Below are 16,709 nucleotides of genomic sequence, written 5' to 3' on the forward strand. Positions count from 1 at the left end.
CGGCAGGGCCTACGAGTTTCTGTGCAGGGGGTAAGGTAATGCTCACTTCCAGCCTGAAAGGAACGAAATACATCTGGACCAGGAACGGCTCCACCATCAGCACTGCCACCTCCGACAAGTTTGAGGCAAGCCAGGCGGGTGCTTATACAGTTCGGGTGGAAGGCGTGAGCGGATGTGGCAGCACTCCTACTCCCTCTGAGGAATTAACCATAACCATAAACGCCGTTCAGGCAGATTTCTCGGTCTTAAAAGAAGAAGTGTGCGCAGGCGGCCGCATTACCTTCAACAATACCTCCTCCGGAAATGACCTGAGCTACAGGTGGGACTTTGGAGGAAGCGGCACCAGCACGGCCAAAGATCCGACTCATACCTTTAACCTGCCGAGCGGCACAACCAGCCGCGAATATAAGGTAAAGCTGACGGTTAGAAATGGCGACGGCTGCGAAAGCACACGTGAGAAGACGATTAAGGTAAGTGAGGTGGTGGCCGATTTCGCGTTTCCGAGTGGCGATTTGTGCGCTGGCTCCGGGATTAAGTTTACGGATGCCTCCACCGGTGAGGGCAAAAAATACGAGTGGAACTTCGGCGACCCTGGTTCAGGAAATGCCAACACCAGTGCGGCAGCCTCTCCTACGCATGTTTACAAAGGTTTTGCGGGGACCTCCAAAACCTTTACCGTAACCCTGAAGGTAACGAACAGCGCTGGTTGCGAGAGTATTAGAACACGGCAGATAACTGTAAGAGAAGGCCCAGACGCTGACATGCTTGATGTAGACGCAGGGTTTAACACACCTTTTGTGCGTTGCACCACCAACCCTTTAGACATTGATTATGTCGTGAATGCCCGCAACAATTCATCTACCAAATCGCTGAACAGGAAGTACACCATCGACTGGGGAGACAAAACACCTATCCAGGAATTTGCCGACTTTACAGACATTACCCATACCTACAAATCGCTGGGAGCTTTCAGGCTTGTCTTTACAGTAGAAGGAACCAATGGCTGCACCTCGTCTACCACCTACGAAGTGTATAATGGCAGCAACCCAAGCCTGAAAATGGGCAGCCCGGGCAATACGGTTGGTTGTGCCCCTCAAACCTACACCTTCCCGATTGAGGATGTTTTAACCAACACGCCTAACACCAAATACACCTTCTGGTTTGATGACGGTACGCCTGTCATGGAATTCACACAGGAAAATGTTCCTTCTGAGATCACACATATCTTTACTACCAGCTCCTGTGGCAAGAATGGCAACCAGTTTACCCTGTATGGCAAGGCAGAGAACCCATGCGGTGGCACCGAGGTAACGGTTAGCTCCATAAAAATAGGGGCAAGTCCTCAGGTGAATTTTGGCTTCAACGCCACCGGCATATGCGTACGTTCTGAAATTCCCTTCTCAAACACCACAGTCAGCGGCAACTCCATCACCAATACCGGCAATTGCACCTCCCAGTCTGCCTTTACCTGGAAAATAGAGCCCGCCACTGGTTGGACCTTACCCGCCGGCACTACGCTTGCTTCCGAAAACATAAACATCAAGTTTACTTCAGCAGGTGTTTACAGGGTATCTTTGAAGTCGACGAATGGTTGCGGCTTTACGGAGGTTACAAAAGAAGTGAATGTGATGACGCCGCCAAAGGCGATCTTTGCCATGGAACACGAGGAGGCTGGCTGCAAGAATCTTCCGGTAACAATCAATAACATGTCGGAGGGAGATGAACTCAGTTACCAATGGTCTGTTTCTCCTAACTCCGGATTTTCTTACCTGAGCGGCAATGCCACCAGCAACAACCCTATTTTCAACTTTACGGAAGCAGGCACCTACACCATTACGCTGCTTGCCTCCAACTCCTGCGCTATCAGTACGGCTACCACAGAACTGGTGGTAAAAGATAAGCCAGTAGTAACTCTTCCCGGCAACCAGACCTACTGCGGTCCTCAAACACTTAAATTCGGTGCTGCCAGCACAGCGCACAAACCAACCTACGATGCCCGGAACGGCACTATCTCGGCCTACTCCTGGGTAGTAACCGGAGGAGCCGATCCGGTTACCTTTACAGGCGGCACCAACGCCCAGTCGCAGTATCCGGAGATCCGTTTTCCTTCAGCCGGTACCTACACGGTAACCCTGCAGGCGACCAATGAGTGTGGTGTGTCAGAGGCTAAAACGCAGACAATTACTATCCATCAGCTCTCCAACAACACCCTCAGCGCAAACCAGAGCATCTGTGTGGGTAGTTCGGCAGCCAACATAACCGGTTCAGAGCCGATTGGTGGCGACGGCAACTATACCTATAAATGGTACAAGAGCACCACCAGCGCCAGTACCGGCTTTGCCGAGGTAGCAGGCGAAAACAATAAGGATTTCGCCCCTGGCGCTGTACCCGAAAAAACCTGGTATTACCGCGAAGTGATTTCTGCTGGCTGTACAGTTGCCTCTGCCCCGGTTGAGATTGATGTAAAGCCGGCTCCAGCTGCTCCTGCTGTTGCCTCGCAGGTGATTTGCAGAGGCTCCAAAGCTACCCTTAAAGCTACAGGCGCAGGCGGGAATATAACCTGGTACGATGCCAATAACACTAAACTGGCAGAGAACACAGACACATACGAGACGTCGGCGCTCACGCAATCGGCTACCTATTATGCGGTGATAGAAACAGAAGGCTGCTCCAGCCCCAGAACAGAGGTAAAGGTGGAGGTGCAGGAGCCTATCAGCAACAACCTGTTGGGAGCAGACCAGAATGTGTGCCTGGGCCAGCCAGTTACTGTTTCGTCGGGCAGCACGCCAACAGGCGGCAGCGGCACCTACACCTATTTCTGGGAAATTAGCACTACTTCCGAAACGGCTGGTTTTGCGTCTGCCCCCGGCACCAACTCTGGCCCAGACTACACCTTAGCGGCCGCCAACCAGACTACCTGGTTCAGAAGATCTGTAACAGGAGGCGTATGCGACGCCAGCCTCAGCAACGTGCTGAAAGTGGAAGTAACCCCAGCCATTACAGGCAACATCATAACCGGTGAGCAAACCATTTGCGAAAACAACATACCCACCAGGTTGAGCGGCCCAGAGCCTACCGGAGGAGAAGGCAGCGGAACTTTTACCTATACCTGGGAGTACAGCACCACCAGTGCCAGCACCAACTACGAAGTTATTCCTAATGCCACCGGCCGCGAGTATGCTCCTGCTGCACTCGCTGTTACGACCTGGTTTCGGAGAACGGCAACATCAGGTGGGTGCCAGGTAGCATCTGCCCCTGTTAAAGTAACCGTAAATGCAGCTCCCAGTGCTCCTACAGTGGCAAATACAACTATGTGCTCCGGCAGCATTGCCACCCTTACCATCAGCACCCCGACTGGTAGCTACGATTGGTTCGAAGACCAGGTAAGTGCTACCCCACTTTTTACAGGCACACAATTTAAGACGCCAGTGCTCACCGCCACCACCACCTACTACGTGCAGCTGACCGATGCCACCGGCTGCCACAGTACCAGAACTCCGGTTACGGTAACGGTCTATCCGCCTTTGGCTGCCAACACCATTGGAGCGAGCCAGGTTATTTGCATAGGCGAAAAGCCGGCAGACTTAGTTGGCTCCACACCAACAGGCGGCGATGGCACCTACACGTATACCTGGGAGCATAGTACCGACAACCGCACCTGGACTGCTGCTCCCGGCATCAGCAGCTCCAAAGATTACCAGCCACCTGTGCTGACGCAGGAAACCTGGTATCGCCGTCGTGTATCATCAGGTGGGTGCGATGAGGTTTCGGTTCCGGTACAGGTAGTTGTGAACAGCCTGGTGAGCAACAACACCATCAGTGCTTCCCAAACCATTTGTACAGGCACCCGGCCAACAGCCCTGAGCGGTACAGCACCAACAGGCGGGGACGGCAATTTTACATATCGCTGGGAAATGAGCCTCAACGGCCCCACCGGCTTGTATACCACAGCACCAGGCATCAGCGACCAGGCAGGTTATGAGCCTGCTGCCCTCACACAAACCACCTGGTTCAGGCGCGTGGTGTCGTCCGGCGACTGCCCCAACCCATCGGCAGCTGTAGAGATAACAGTGCAGAATAACGTTGCCAACAACCTGCTTTCGGGGGAGCAGACTGTCTGCTCCGGCAGCAGTGGCATTGCCCTAACAGGTACCTTACCTACGGGAGGAAATGGCGTGTATACGTATATTTGGGAGGTTAGCACACTCAATGCGCAGGATGGCTTTACGCCAGCACCCGGAACACGTGCTGAGCAGCATTACACCACCGGCACCCTCACCCAGACTTCCTGGCTTAGAAGGCGCGTACTTTCTGCCCCCTGCGCTGACCATACCAGCGTAGCCATACAGGTTACTGTTAACCCTACCATCAGCAACAACACCATTTCTGCTGAGCAAATAATCTGCGCCGGCACAGCTCCCGCAGAACTCACTGGCTCTACTCCTCTTGGTGGCGATGGCACCTATGTATACCTCTGGGAGTACAGCACCGAAAGCTCCACCAGCGGCTTCAGACCAGCCATTGGCATGAACAATGGCCAGCACTACCTGTCGGGGGTTCTGTATGAAACCACCTGGTTCAGACGTACGGTTGTATCAGATCCTTGCCAGCCTGTTGCCAGTGCACCGATTAAAGTAACGGTGAGCCCAATTATCACTAACAACATCATTTCTGGTAACCAGACCTTGTGCACGGGCAGCGCACCCAGCCTTATTACGGCGCTGGTACCAGCTGGAGGAGACGGCACTTATGCCTATAGTTGGGAGGCGAGCACAGACGGAGTTACCTATGCTGTTGCCTCCGGAAACAGTACACAAGCAACTTACCAGGCTGGCACGCTACTGCAAACCACCTGGTTCAGGCGAGTCGTTAGCTCCGGCAACTGTACTAATGCAAGCGCTCCTGTTATCGTAACCGTAAACGAATTACTTACGGCTAATATCATCTCAGAAGATCAGCTGATCTGTATGGGTGCCACCCCGATGGGGCTTACCGGCACTGATCCGGAAGGAGGCACTGGCTCCTACACCTATTTGTGGGAAAGCAGCACGGTGGGCGAAAGTGCAGGTTATGGCCCGGCCACAGGCACCAACACAGGCGTAAGCTACTTTCCGGGCACAATAACACAAACAACCTGGTACAGAAGAGTAGTTACAGCAGGGCCCTGTCCGCCACACCGGAGCAATATTATTAAAATTACGGTTACGCCACCTATCAGCAACAACAGAGTCTCTTTGCCACAATCTATCTGCGAAGGCACCTTGCCTGCACCACTTACCGGTTCTGCCCCAACAGGCGGGAATGGTGTATACCGATATGTTTGGGAGAGCAGTATTACCAGCGCCACAGCAGGCTTTACCACTGCCACCGGCACAAGCGACCAGGCAAATTACACACCAGGGCAAACACCTGTTACCACTTGGTTCAGGAGGGCTGTTTACTCCGAAGGCTGCGTGCAGATTTCCGCTCCAATACAGATTACAGTAACCAAGCCTATCACCAACAATGTGGTGCATGCAGAGCAGGTGATTTGTGTGGGTACTGCTCCGCTGCCCTTTTCAGGCACAACTCCTGAGGGTGGCACTGGTAACTATCAATACCTGTGGGAAGTCAGCCACAACAATATCAGCTATAGTCCGGCCGCAGGTACCAATAACGAGGCTGATTATACGGCCGGACCGCTAACTGTCACGACCTGGTTCCGTCGTATTGTTACTGCCGGCCCTTGTGCAGCCTCTGTCAGCAATGAGATCAAGATAGATGTAAACACACCCGTTACCAACAATACCATCGGGTCTCCGCAGCATGTTTGTGCGGGCGTTCAGCCAGCCACCCTGTTTGGCTCATCTCCTGCAGGCGGCAGCAGGAGCTACACGTACCTGTGGGAATACAGCACCACCAGTGCCACCACAGGCTTTGCGACTGCCCCGGGCACCTACGACCAGGCTAACTACACCCCGCCTAAACTCATGCGCAATACCTGGTTCCGGCGCAAAATAATCTCGCTGCCCTGCCAGGAAAGCATCAGCGCTACCGTGCTGATTACAGTGGACCCGCAACCCCTAGCCCCGCATGCCAGCGGCGCCACGATCTGCCCGGGTAAGTCCGCCAGATTTACCGCCACGGCACTGGCTGCCACTTACTCCATCCAATGGTTTGATCAGGAAGAAGGAGGATTGCCTTTAGCCACAGGTGAAACTTATAACACAGCCCCTCTGCTGGCCACTACTGATTTTTATGTGCAAACAGTAAACCCATTTGGCTGCCCCAGCGACAGAGTGAAGGTAACCGCCATCGTAACGGAACCTGCCGTGGACGCCGGGGAGGATGTAACCATAATAGCTGGCAGAACGGCTCAACTGGTAGCCAGAGGCGGTGCCACTTACAAGTGGTCTCCGGCAGAAACACTTTCTGACCCTACTTTGGCAAGTCCAGTGGCCCAACCAAATGAGACTACTACGTACACTGTTACGGTCACGACGAAGGAGGGCTGCTTCTTTACCGATGAGGTGACTGTGATTGTGCTCCCGGCAGTTAAAATATCGAACATGATCACCATGAACGGAGACGGCATAAATGAGACATGGTATATCGAGAACATAGAGCAATATCCCCGATGCCAGGTCCAGATCTTTACACGCTGGGGAGCAAAGATCTTCGAATCTACGGGGTATCAGGTCCCCTGGGACGGCACCCACAACGGTAAACGTCTTCCTATGGCCGCCTACTACTACATTATTAAGCTAGACGAGAAAGAAGAAGCCATGTCGGGCAGCATTACACTTATTAAGTAGCAGAAGCATGAAACATCTCATAACGCTAATGATCGCCTGCTGCTTTTGCACATGCGCCTGGAGCCAGCAGCGCGCGCAGTTCAGCCAGTACATGCAGAACAACTACCTCATTAACCCGGCTGTGGCAGGCATAGAGAGCTACGCCGATGCCCGCTTTGGTTACCGCACCCAGTGGACAGGTGTAGAAGGAGCCCCACAGACATTTTATGCCAGCATACATACGGCCCTAAACAAGAACGACCGGAACGCGCTTCCGCTGAAGGTGCTCAACAGCAGAGCCGGTAAACCAAGAACGAATGCCAACCGAAACAACCGGTTCCATGTAAGCCCGCACCATGGTGTGGGAGCCGTGGCGCAGATGGACCAGGCAGGATTGCTGCGAACAGCTTCTCTGAACCTGAGCTATGCCTACCATCTGCCAATTACCAGAAACATCAACCTCTCCAGCGGTATCTACTCCGGCCTGATGCAGCTGAACATTAACCGTGATGCCGCTGTGATGCAAACTCCGGATGACCCCTTTTTATATGCCGAGGGTGCCAACATACTTAAGCTGGATCTGGGGGTAGGCCTCTGGCTATACAGCCCTGATTTCTTTGTGGGCGTGTCGGGCGCTCAGCTGGTAAAAAGCGGCAACGATGTGTATGATACCGGCGAGGGCCCGCGCGCCACCATGCAGCCTCACTATTTTGCCACGGGCGGCTACAGGATCAGCGTAATGGACAACCTGACTTTTACCCCATCCTTTCTCCTGAAGCTGGCACCATCTAGCAGGCAAACCGCACTGGACTTCAATATAAAGACAACCTATCTGCAGCGGTTCTGGGCAGGCCTCTCGTACAGGCAAAAGGATGCGGCTTCTGTTATGGCTGGTGTACACGTGAGTCATCTGCTGGACATAAGCTACTCCTACGATTTCGCCACCTCCGATATGAGCATGATTAATACTAACAGCCAGGAAGTGGTACTAGGTATAAAGTTGAACAACCCCCACAAAGTTATCTGTCCGAAATGGATCTGGTAAAAGGATTTCCGGAAGATAGTGGCCACTACAGCTTCGCCACATAAGTCATCTAGCATCTGAAATGGGAGCCGCTGTATCACTCCACCTTATTCGACATCTGAGTGTATGAAGGTCTGTCAGGTGGAGGAGTAATTATTGTAATGAAAAATGGCCTGCCCAGATGTCTGGTTATTCTGCTGCTTGTTAGATGTATCCGACAGATTTTACTTGATGGCACGTAGCGTATAGGAAACGATTCTACTGTACGGAAATCAAATTACTTTAATGCCGTACTTATCCATTGCACATGAGCAGATTCTTCGCACTGCCCCCATTCCTTCTGTATTCAACCTGAAAGCCAAGGTTTTTTCTGCATTTCCATAAACCCCGCCCGATGAAAAGCTGATCAGGAGCAGCAGAAGCGTCTGGAACTCATCTTGTAAGGAAAAATCTTGAACCCGCTAAGGTCTATCGTAAGGGCACTTTTCTGTAATTTGAACAATGAGTAAAACCGGCTGTATTTCATCTAAAAGCTCTTTTATTTTTCCCTGCAAGATTAGCTCCGGAGGGCCCTTTTCATTAGAATAATTTAGGAAGCAGGGCACCGGTAGCAAGTGAAACATCCTGAACGCTCTCGGGCACACAGAGTTTTCTAATCCTTCCTTCAAAACAGAAAAAAATCTGGCATTGAATTCCGGAAGCTTGTGGCGCAGTCTATCCGCATTTGCCATTCCTGTCATAGAAAATCTGATCGTCTCTCAGGCAGCATCAAGTTTAATAGTAAAAATCTGGTTCCAGAACAGCCTTTCTGAAGAATGCCATCACGTGCTTTGCTACTGCAAGTGTTTTACAAAACCATAAATAATAAAACACGTACACCACACATCTCGCAACAAGAATATCCATATAACTATATATACCGCTATAAAATCATCAGCCTAAGCAAGAAAACCCATTTTTAGAACCATTTAAGACAGATCAGGAAGGCCCAGAACAAAGTCTGAAACTTGCATTCGATTCCGCTGTTTAAATTAATTTGATGTACAGGAAGCATCTGCTCATTAACTGGTGGCGAAGTGATGCAGCAATACAAAATTGTACGGGAGGGAAACGACAATTTCTGCAGTGGGCAAATAAAGGCTAAAATAAATTTTTATCTTATTATTTATTGATATTTCCCTATAAAGTTTTCCGTTTAGGATTGATTCATACAAGCTTAAGAATATTCATTTTTTAAAGAAAAAAGGTAAATTATTTTAAATATTCCTATGAATTATTTTACTATTTTATAAAAAATTAAGGATAATTATGACAAGATTCAAAACTACTATATGCTGTTAATTAATCTCAGCTTCTGAAGCAGACAATATGCAATTCACAATATTTACTTTTTTATCTTCGTTAAATACCCTTCAAGCATAATAAAAAGTATTTTTTCAAAATAAATATGGATTAAAGAATATTATTTCTAAATTTAGATCTTCAATAAAGGAAGGCCAACCGTTGCTGCTTACTTTTCCTTATACCTCGTATTTAGTGTTTGTTACAGAATTATAAATAAGTATGCGTTTTTGACAAGAATTTATTGTTTACTTATAAACTTAAGTTTTTTGCTTTTAGGCCTCGTAAGTCATCAGAAAATAGCCTGAAAGCCACCAATACTATCCGCCCCCTATATTCTTCTTATTGCTTGAAAACAGCTTATTATTGCTTTATACTACACTATACTTCCTCCTGCAGCTAGAGGAGTTGATGGTAGTGCCAGTCCTTACTTAAGCGACTAATTCATTTTAATAAGTTCTTTTATGAAGTCTGAATCGCCAACCACTATCAATTTGGAGAGCCGGAGTAAATCGTACCCAATTGATTTTGTTGAACCTAGATTAAAAACCTATTTCATTGCCATAATGAAGTTTGTAGCGAATGCTTTCAAGCTGCCTGTACCTGTTGCCAGTTTTATCCGTCTATCGCAGGCATGGTTTACACAGGAGTCCGCGGGCCACCAGAGCAAGGCAGCCTCGCTGAAGTATGAGCAATGCCACATGGACACCAACCAGCTTTTTCCAGCACAGGCAGGCCGCATAGGCGCTACAAACGGCCACCAAAGCAACAATGGCAAGGTGTCTTTTCTGGGCGGTTCTATCTTGAACAGAATTGACTCGCTCCCTCTGGCTGTGCTAAGATCAAAAGAGCAGACAGGCACAAAATCTTTACTGAACAGACCTACGAAGAAGCAGTCTGCAAACGCAGCCCTGCTAAATGGCAGTGTTATAGCCGACAGTGAAGCCCGTCAGATTTACGCGCTGCTGCACGAAACAGAAAAGCTCGCTAAGACCGGAAGCTGGGAATATGAGCCATTGACGAAACGCTTTATCTGCTCCAAAAACATTAACAGGCTTCTTAACATTCCGCACGGGCAAAAGATACAGCACTTCCATACGCTCCTGCCTTACCTATCGGTCGAGTCCAGAGCACTTGTGCAGGAAAGCTGGAACCAGATCCTGTCGCAGGAACGCAAAAAAATGAACCATGAGCTACAGTTAACCGGCATCCATGAAAGCAAGTGGGTACGATTAAACGCCAAACCGGTTTACGATGGCACCAGCGTTATAAAAATTATCGGCATTATTCAAGACATCACAGAAACAAAAAAGCATGAAGCACAACTACTAGCAGACAAGGCAAAAGCCGAGCAGTCAAACATGGTCAAATCCGAATTCGTGTCGGTGCTGAGCCATGAAGTACGCACGCCGCTCAATGCCATTATGGGCCTTACCCACCTGTTGCTGCAGGAAGAGAGTATTGTGGGAAAAAACAAGGCTAACCTGGAGAGCATCCATTTTTCCTCGCAGAACATGCTCGGCCTCATAAACAACACACTGGATTATTCAAGAATCGAAGCCGGCAAAATAGAGCTGGAGAAGGTTAACTTTCATCTTAAAGATCTGCTACGGGACATTCATCGCTCTTTGCTGCCAAAGGCAACGGAGAAACAGCTGAAATTTGACCTGTCGTTCGACATTAAAACACCGGCAGTGGTTGCCGGAGACCCTTCCAGACTTACCCAGATACTGAACAACCTCACCAGCAACGCCATCAAGTTCACAGCAACCGGATGCGTAAAACTCTCTGTCGATGTTGTTTACCAATCAAACAATGAATGGGTGCTGGAGTTTTCCGTAGCCGACACAGGCATGGGCATTCCGGAAGACAGGCAACATCTTATTTTCGAAAGCTTTACGCAAGCCAATACAGCTATAAACCGGCAGTATGGCGGCACTGGTCTGGGCCTGACCATCACCAAAAGGCTGGTAGAACTGCATAAAGGCAGCATTAAAGTGAAAAGCTCTCCCGGCCAAGGCTCTGAGTTTTCAGTATTTTTACGATTTGTAAAACCCAACCCAACCCTGGTTACCTTGAAAAGCAACAGCACAACCGAAAGCCAGAACACCGGCCTGAAGGATACCAAAATATTGGTAATTGACGACAACTCCTTTAACAAAATGGTGGCCAAGCAACTGCTCATAAAATGGCAAGCCGAGGTAGACACGGCAGACGATGGTGTTGATGCCCTGGAAAAGGTGAAAGAAGCTAACTACGACCTGATTCTGATGGACCTCTATATGCCTATAATGGATGGGTTCGAAGCAATTTCGGAGCTTCGCCAAAGAGGCTATCAGATGCCGATCGTGGCTCTGACAGCCAATGCCAGTGAGGAAGAAAAAAACAAAGTGCTGGCACTGGGCGGCAATGATTACCTGACTAAACCCTTCATTCCGCAGGTTCTGTACAACAAACTGGTGCAACAGATCAACACTGTAAAAATGCTGAGCTAGCATCGCGCAGGAGCCATCTGGCAGGGCAGGCACAGAATATGCAGAAGCAAAAGCGCTTCTCTCCGCTGCTTACAAGCCGCCGGCAGCCTGTACTGAAGTGAGCCAGACTCGGGAGTGCAGCAGCAAGCAGATTATGCCATGAAGTATTTTGCTGAGCCAGTTTACACGGGCTAGGGGCAAGAAAAAAACAAAAAATTATCTTACAATCAGTTTAAGCAATATGTCTGTATTAGAAACTAAGTCCCCCACTACAATCTTTGTGCTGGAAGACGACCTTTGGTATTCCCAGTTTCTTTCCTATCATCTATCCCTTAATCCAGACCACAAAGTGGAGGTGTTTAATGATGTTGACAGTTTTATGAGCAGGCTGCACGAGGCTCCTGATATCGTTACACTCGATTATTACCTGCCAGGTTATGCCGGAGAAACCATCCTGAAAAAAATTATGGCCGCCAGCCCCAGAACCTACACGTTGGTGGTATCAGGCCAGGACGACATCAGCAAAGCAGTGGATCTTCTGAAGCAAGGCGTGCATGATTATATTGCTAAGAACGATGAGACAAAAGAAAGGCTCTGGAGCATCGTAGAGAAAATAAAGCAGAACATATCCCTTAAACAGGAAATTGAGGTGCTCCGGAAGGAGGTAAAGCAGAAGTACTCGCTGGGTTCGGAACTGGTTGGCAGCTCAGAGCCCATGCAGAAAATATTTACGCTGGTAGAAAAAGCCTCCAACAGCAATATTAACGTTACCATTACCGGCGAGACAGGCACTGGCAAGGAACTGATAGCCAAGGCTATACACCAGCACTCTAACAGGTCGAACAAGCCTTTTGTAGCTGTCAATATCTCTGCCATACCAAGCGAGTTACTGGAGAGTGAGCTGTTTGGCCACGAGAAGGGTTCTTTTACGGGTGCCACCAATCAGCGCATCGGAAAGTTTGAGGAGGCAAACGGCGGCACCCTGTTCCTCGACGAAATCGGGGAAATGAATATTAACCTGCAGTCTAAGCTGCTGCGGATTCTGCAGGAAAGGGAAGTAACCCGCATAGGTGCCAAAGGCACGGTGGCGATAGATGTGCGCATACTTACCGCTACGCACCGTAACCTGATAGACGAAGTTAAGAAAGGCAACTTCAGAGAAGACCTGTATTACAGGCTCCTTGGCATCCAGATTCACCTGCCTCCACTCCGGGAGCGTGGGCATGACCTGCTGCTGATAGCCCAGAAGCTGCTGGCAGATTTCTGCGAACAGAATGCTATGCCACCCAAGCGCATAACCCCCGATGCCCAGAAAGTGCTGCTAAAACACACCTACCCGGGCAACGTAAGAGAGCTGAAAGCTGTGGTAGAACTGGCAGCAGTACTATCTGACAAAGAAACTATTACACCTGAAGATATTCAGCTTCCGGAACAAAAGCAGGCACACCACGTGGCGCACCTGCAGGAGGAGAAAACGCTTGATGAATACATTGCAGAAACGGTGCAGAAGTACCTCGACAAGTATAATTATAATGTTCTTAGTGTGGCAGACAAACTAAAAATAGGGAAATCTACCATTTACCGTATGATCAGGAAGAGAGAGGTTCATATTGCAGACAAGTAAGAAATTGTGCTTGTTACCTGTACTTTCACGTCAGCGCGTGGTACGGCTGGGCACTCTTCATAGCAAATACACAATACAGCCATCCTACGTACTATTACCATACTGCCTGGCGCTTATGGAGAACTGTTGCAGCTTCTAAGCAAAGCAGAATCGACGGCATCTTAAGGCTTTGCAGATACAATACCAGGCTGCTTTAAAGCAATCTGCTTTGCAACAAATGACAAACAAACTTAGTCAGCACACGGCAGAAAAGGCGGGTACAGGCGCAATGATGCAGAGGCCACCCTTTTACTACTGTTTTTATTTTTTACCAGCTTCATGAAGCGCCTGGCCTGCTTAGCAGCTACAGCGTTCAGCTCCATCTCGCCCAGCCCGAATAATGGCTTTAAGGGCAGCAGGAGGCTGGCTTAGCAGGGAGCAATTTATGGGATACAGGCAACATTTATCTGAGCCGCTTAAACCAGGGAAGAGGTTCTATATGTTCCTTCACTCCCCGGAAAACCTGACTGAATCATTGTCATATTTTTGTAACAGTAGTAGCAGTATAAAGCTTAAATGGAAATTACTAAGCAAGTTATCGAAACTAACCCTAACCCGGTTTACGTAAAAAATGAACTGGGCAAATTTGTTCTGGCTAATAGTGCTTATGCCGCCTTGCATGACCTGAGTGTTGAGGAGCTATTGTCGCACGGAGCCAGCAACCTGGACTATTCGCACGAACGCGACCTTGAGATTTTAGCATCTGGCGAGACAGCAAAAGCTGAGGAATATTACAGGCTGAAAAATGGCGGAAAGATCTGGTACCAGACAACCAAGATGCCACTTAAACAGCAGAACGGTGTAAACTACCTGCTCTCAATCTCGACCGACATTACGGAGTGGAAAGAAGCACTACAGGCGGCTACAGAGTCAGTTAAAGGCAAGGAGACTTTCCTGGCCAATATGACAAACGAAATTGTGACGCCCATTAATGCTATTATCGGCATGGCCAGGCTTGTTAAAAAAGGATTCCTGAACAAGGCGCAGGAAGAGTACCTGAACATTATTTTATCGATAGCAGACAACCTGCTGTGCATGCCCAACAATATTCTGGACTACGAAAGAATAAACGCTGGTGCCCTTGGCATGGAGTTTATTCCGTTTAATGTATCCTCTACTGTACGGGATACGGTTAGAGCCTTAGGACAATCAGCCAATGAACAGGGCCTGGAGCTCAACTGCCACGAGACCACCGAAAACATACCGATAGTTGAAGGAGATCCATTCCGTCTGAGCCAGATCCTGATTAACCTGATTAAGAATGCGATCAAGTTCACAAAAAAAGGAGACATTACCGTTTCTACTGAAGTGGCAGCCAGGAGCAGCAAGTCGATCACGCTCGAATTCTGCGTTAAAGACACAGGCATAGGCATGACAGCGGAAAAATTTGAAAGCCTCCTGCGGAGCTTTAACCAGGAAAACAGCAATACACCTCCTTTGTTTGCAGGTACCGGCCTGGGGCTAACCATCTGTAAAAGCCTGATAGAATCACAGGGGGGCCGGATATGGGTAGAAAGTGAGCCTGGCAGAGGGAGCCGTTTTTATTTTCAGATCCCCTTCCTTATCAGCGAGAAAGCCATTTTTGAGGAAGCCGAACCGCCAGCGAACAACAACTTAAAAGGCCTGAATCTGCTGCTGGTAGAAGACAATCAGGTAAACCAGTTGCTCACCGTATCGCAGTTGGAAGAATGCGACGTAAATGTAGATGTGGCGCTGGATGGCGAAGATGCCCTGTCAAAGACCAGAGAAAAGGCGTATGATCTCATCCTGATGGACATCCAGATGCCCGTGCTGGATGGCATCGTCGCCACTTCGCGTATCCGCAAAGAATATAACCTCAATAACAACACGCCTATCGTCGCCTTTACGGCCAATGCGCATAAAATAGACCTGGGCCAGTATAAAAGTGCCGGTTTTACGGATTACCTGCTAAAACCTTACAACAAAACAAATCTATTCCTGACCATCTCGAAATACACCGGTCAGCTACTGAAACGCAAGCCGGTTACCAGAGGCAAATTTAACATGGACGCTAGACCCGCTGCTCTTTACGATTTCTCCGGTCTGGGCGACCTGGCAAATGATGCCGCCTTTATACGCAAAATGCAGCAACTTTTTATAGATACAGTACCCGGCCAGCTAGGAGAACTGCATGAAGCTATTCAGCAGCAAGACTGGGACCAGGTAGTATATATCGCCCACCGGCTAAAATCTACTTTTGGCAACATCAAGATCACAGCAGCGGCAGACGCCCTGAAGAAAATGGAAAGTGTGGCCCGGTCCGGAAACGAGCTACACCAAATAGAGGAGCTGTTTAAAGAGGTGAGCCAGGCAACAGAAAAGGTGTTGCATGTTTTCTCCGATTTATTGCAGCAAACCGCCTGAGAAAACATTTAATGCCAACAGCAGCATGAGCAAGCAGAAAAGCAGGATCAATATGGAACACCCCTGTAGCAGCTGAGGCAGCATCTTTCCCGGATAAGGGGTTACAGACACTCTTCAACGTATCAAACAAAGGCCCTCCGGAGCAATTGCTGCTCCGAAGGGCCTTTTTCATTTAAATAATTTGTTGCCTGCCTTCAAGAAGCTGTTATAAAGACTTTATCCCCCTAATATTGGCAGGAGGAGAGCATATGAAATCCATCCTTTTGGCTCCCACCCCTGTCTAATCTGTAAAGCGAAACTAAAAGCTATATTCCCTCTCCTTTTCACTTTCAGAAATCTGTTGTGTCATTTTGGGATTTCGGGGTTCATATTGAGACGCATGTTGCATAGTTTCCTGTGGCACACTAACAAAATATTAAAAATAAAGCGGCCAAAATGAGTATAAACAGCCGATTATATGATTTTTGATATAATATATATTATTTATTACCAATGGCACGATATTTCCAATAGACCCAGCAAAAGGAAATTCCTGATTTATTATTGAATAATACCAAAGAAGCAAGTTTTCCTTTTTATGCTCCCGGCCTTCACATGGCAGCTTCAATACAGTATAGCGAATCTTAACTCACTAAAAAGACTTCAGCACAGCTGATTATTTATATGAAAAAAAAATTACTGATTGTAGATGACGAACCTTCGATAGGTTTGATTCTGGAACACTACTTCGCTAAAGAATATGCTGTCACCATCAAGCTAAACGGCCAGGAGGCTATGAACTGGCTCCAGGAAGGAAACCATGTCGACTGCATCGTGGCAGATTATGAAATGCCCTTCATGAACGGATTCGAATTTATCCAGCAACTCCAGTCCAGCATTTTCTTCAAAGACATTCCCCTGGTAATGCTCTCTGGCAAAGACGAGACCAGCGACAAAATACAGTGCTTAAGAGAAGGAGCAGATGACTACATGATCAAACCCTTTAATCCGGAGGAGCTTGATATCAGAATCAAGAATATGCTCAGGAGAATTAAAATTTAAAGTGCGGG

6 protein-coding genes are annotated in these 16,709 nt (G+C 48.6%); all 6 read left to right on the forward strand.

Features of this window, described 5'->3' with window-relative positions; all coding sequences use genetic code 11:
* The first annotated feature begins 38 nt into the window (after positions 1 to 38).
* The 6 genes from FJM74_RS06670 (at position 39) to FJM74_RS06695 (ending at position 16,701) form a co-directional block, all read left to right on the forward strand.
* Positions 39 to 6,794 carry an Ig-like domain-containing protein gene (locus FJM74_RS06670; RefSeq protein WP_187261792.1) on the forward strand — a complete coding sequence of 2,252 codons (6,756 nt, stop codon included), beginning with the start codon at positions 39 to 41 and terminating at the stop codon, positions 6,792 to 6,794.
* Between the two features lie 7 nt (positions 6,795 to 6,801).
* On the forward strand, positions 6,802 to 7,818 hold the full coding sequence (locus tag FJM74_RS06675) for a PorP/SprF family type IX secretion system membrane protein (RefSeq protein ID WP_187261793.1): 1,017 nt from the start codon (positions 6,802 to 6,804) through the stop codon (positions 7,816 to 7,818).
* 1,886 nt (positions 7,819 to 9,704) lie between these two features.
* Positions 9,705 to 11,633, forward strand: coding sequence for a response regulator (locus FJM74_RS06680; protein ID WP_187261794.1), 1,929 nt, complete (start codon positions 9,705 to 9,707; stop codon positions 11,631 to 11,633).
* 220 nt (positions 11,634 to 11,853) lie between these two features.
* Positions 11,854 to 13,236: a sigma-54-dependent transcriptional regulator gene (locus FJM74_RS06685; RefSeq protein ID WP_187261795.1), complete on the forward strand. Its 1,383-nt coding sequence runs from the start codon at positions 11,854 to 11,856 to the stop codon at positions 13,234 to 13,236.
* A 555-nt stretch (positions 13,237 to 13,791) separates the two neighbouring features.
* Positions 13,792 to 15,660 carry an ATP-binding protein gene (locus tag FJM74_RS06690; protein WP_187261796.1) on the forward strand — a complete coding sequence of 623 codons (1,869 nt, stop codon included), beginning with the start codon at positions 13,792 to 13,794 and terminating at the stop codon, positions 15,658 to 15,660.
* A gap of 663 nt (positions 15,661 to 16,323) precedes the next feature.
* Positions 16,324 to 16,701 (forward strand): response regulator transcription factor, encoded by a 378-nt coding sequence (locus FJM74_RS06695; protein ID WP_194349957.1) that lies wholly within the window; start codon positions 16,324 to 16,326, stop codon positions 16,699 to 16,701.
* Positions 16,702 to 16,709 lie beyond the last annotated feature (8 nt).

The sequence above is a fragment of the Pontibacter beigongshangensis genome, assembly GCF_014332515.1.
GTDB classification, from domain to species: Bacteria; Bacteroidota; Bacteroidia; order Cytophagales; family Hymenobacteraceae; genus Pontibacter; species Pontibacter beigongshangensis.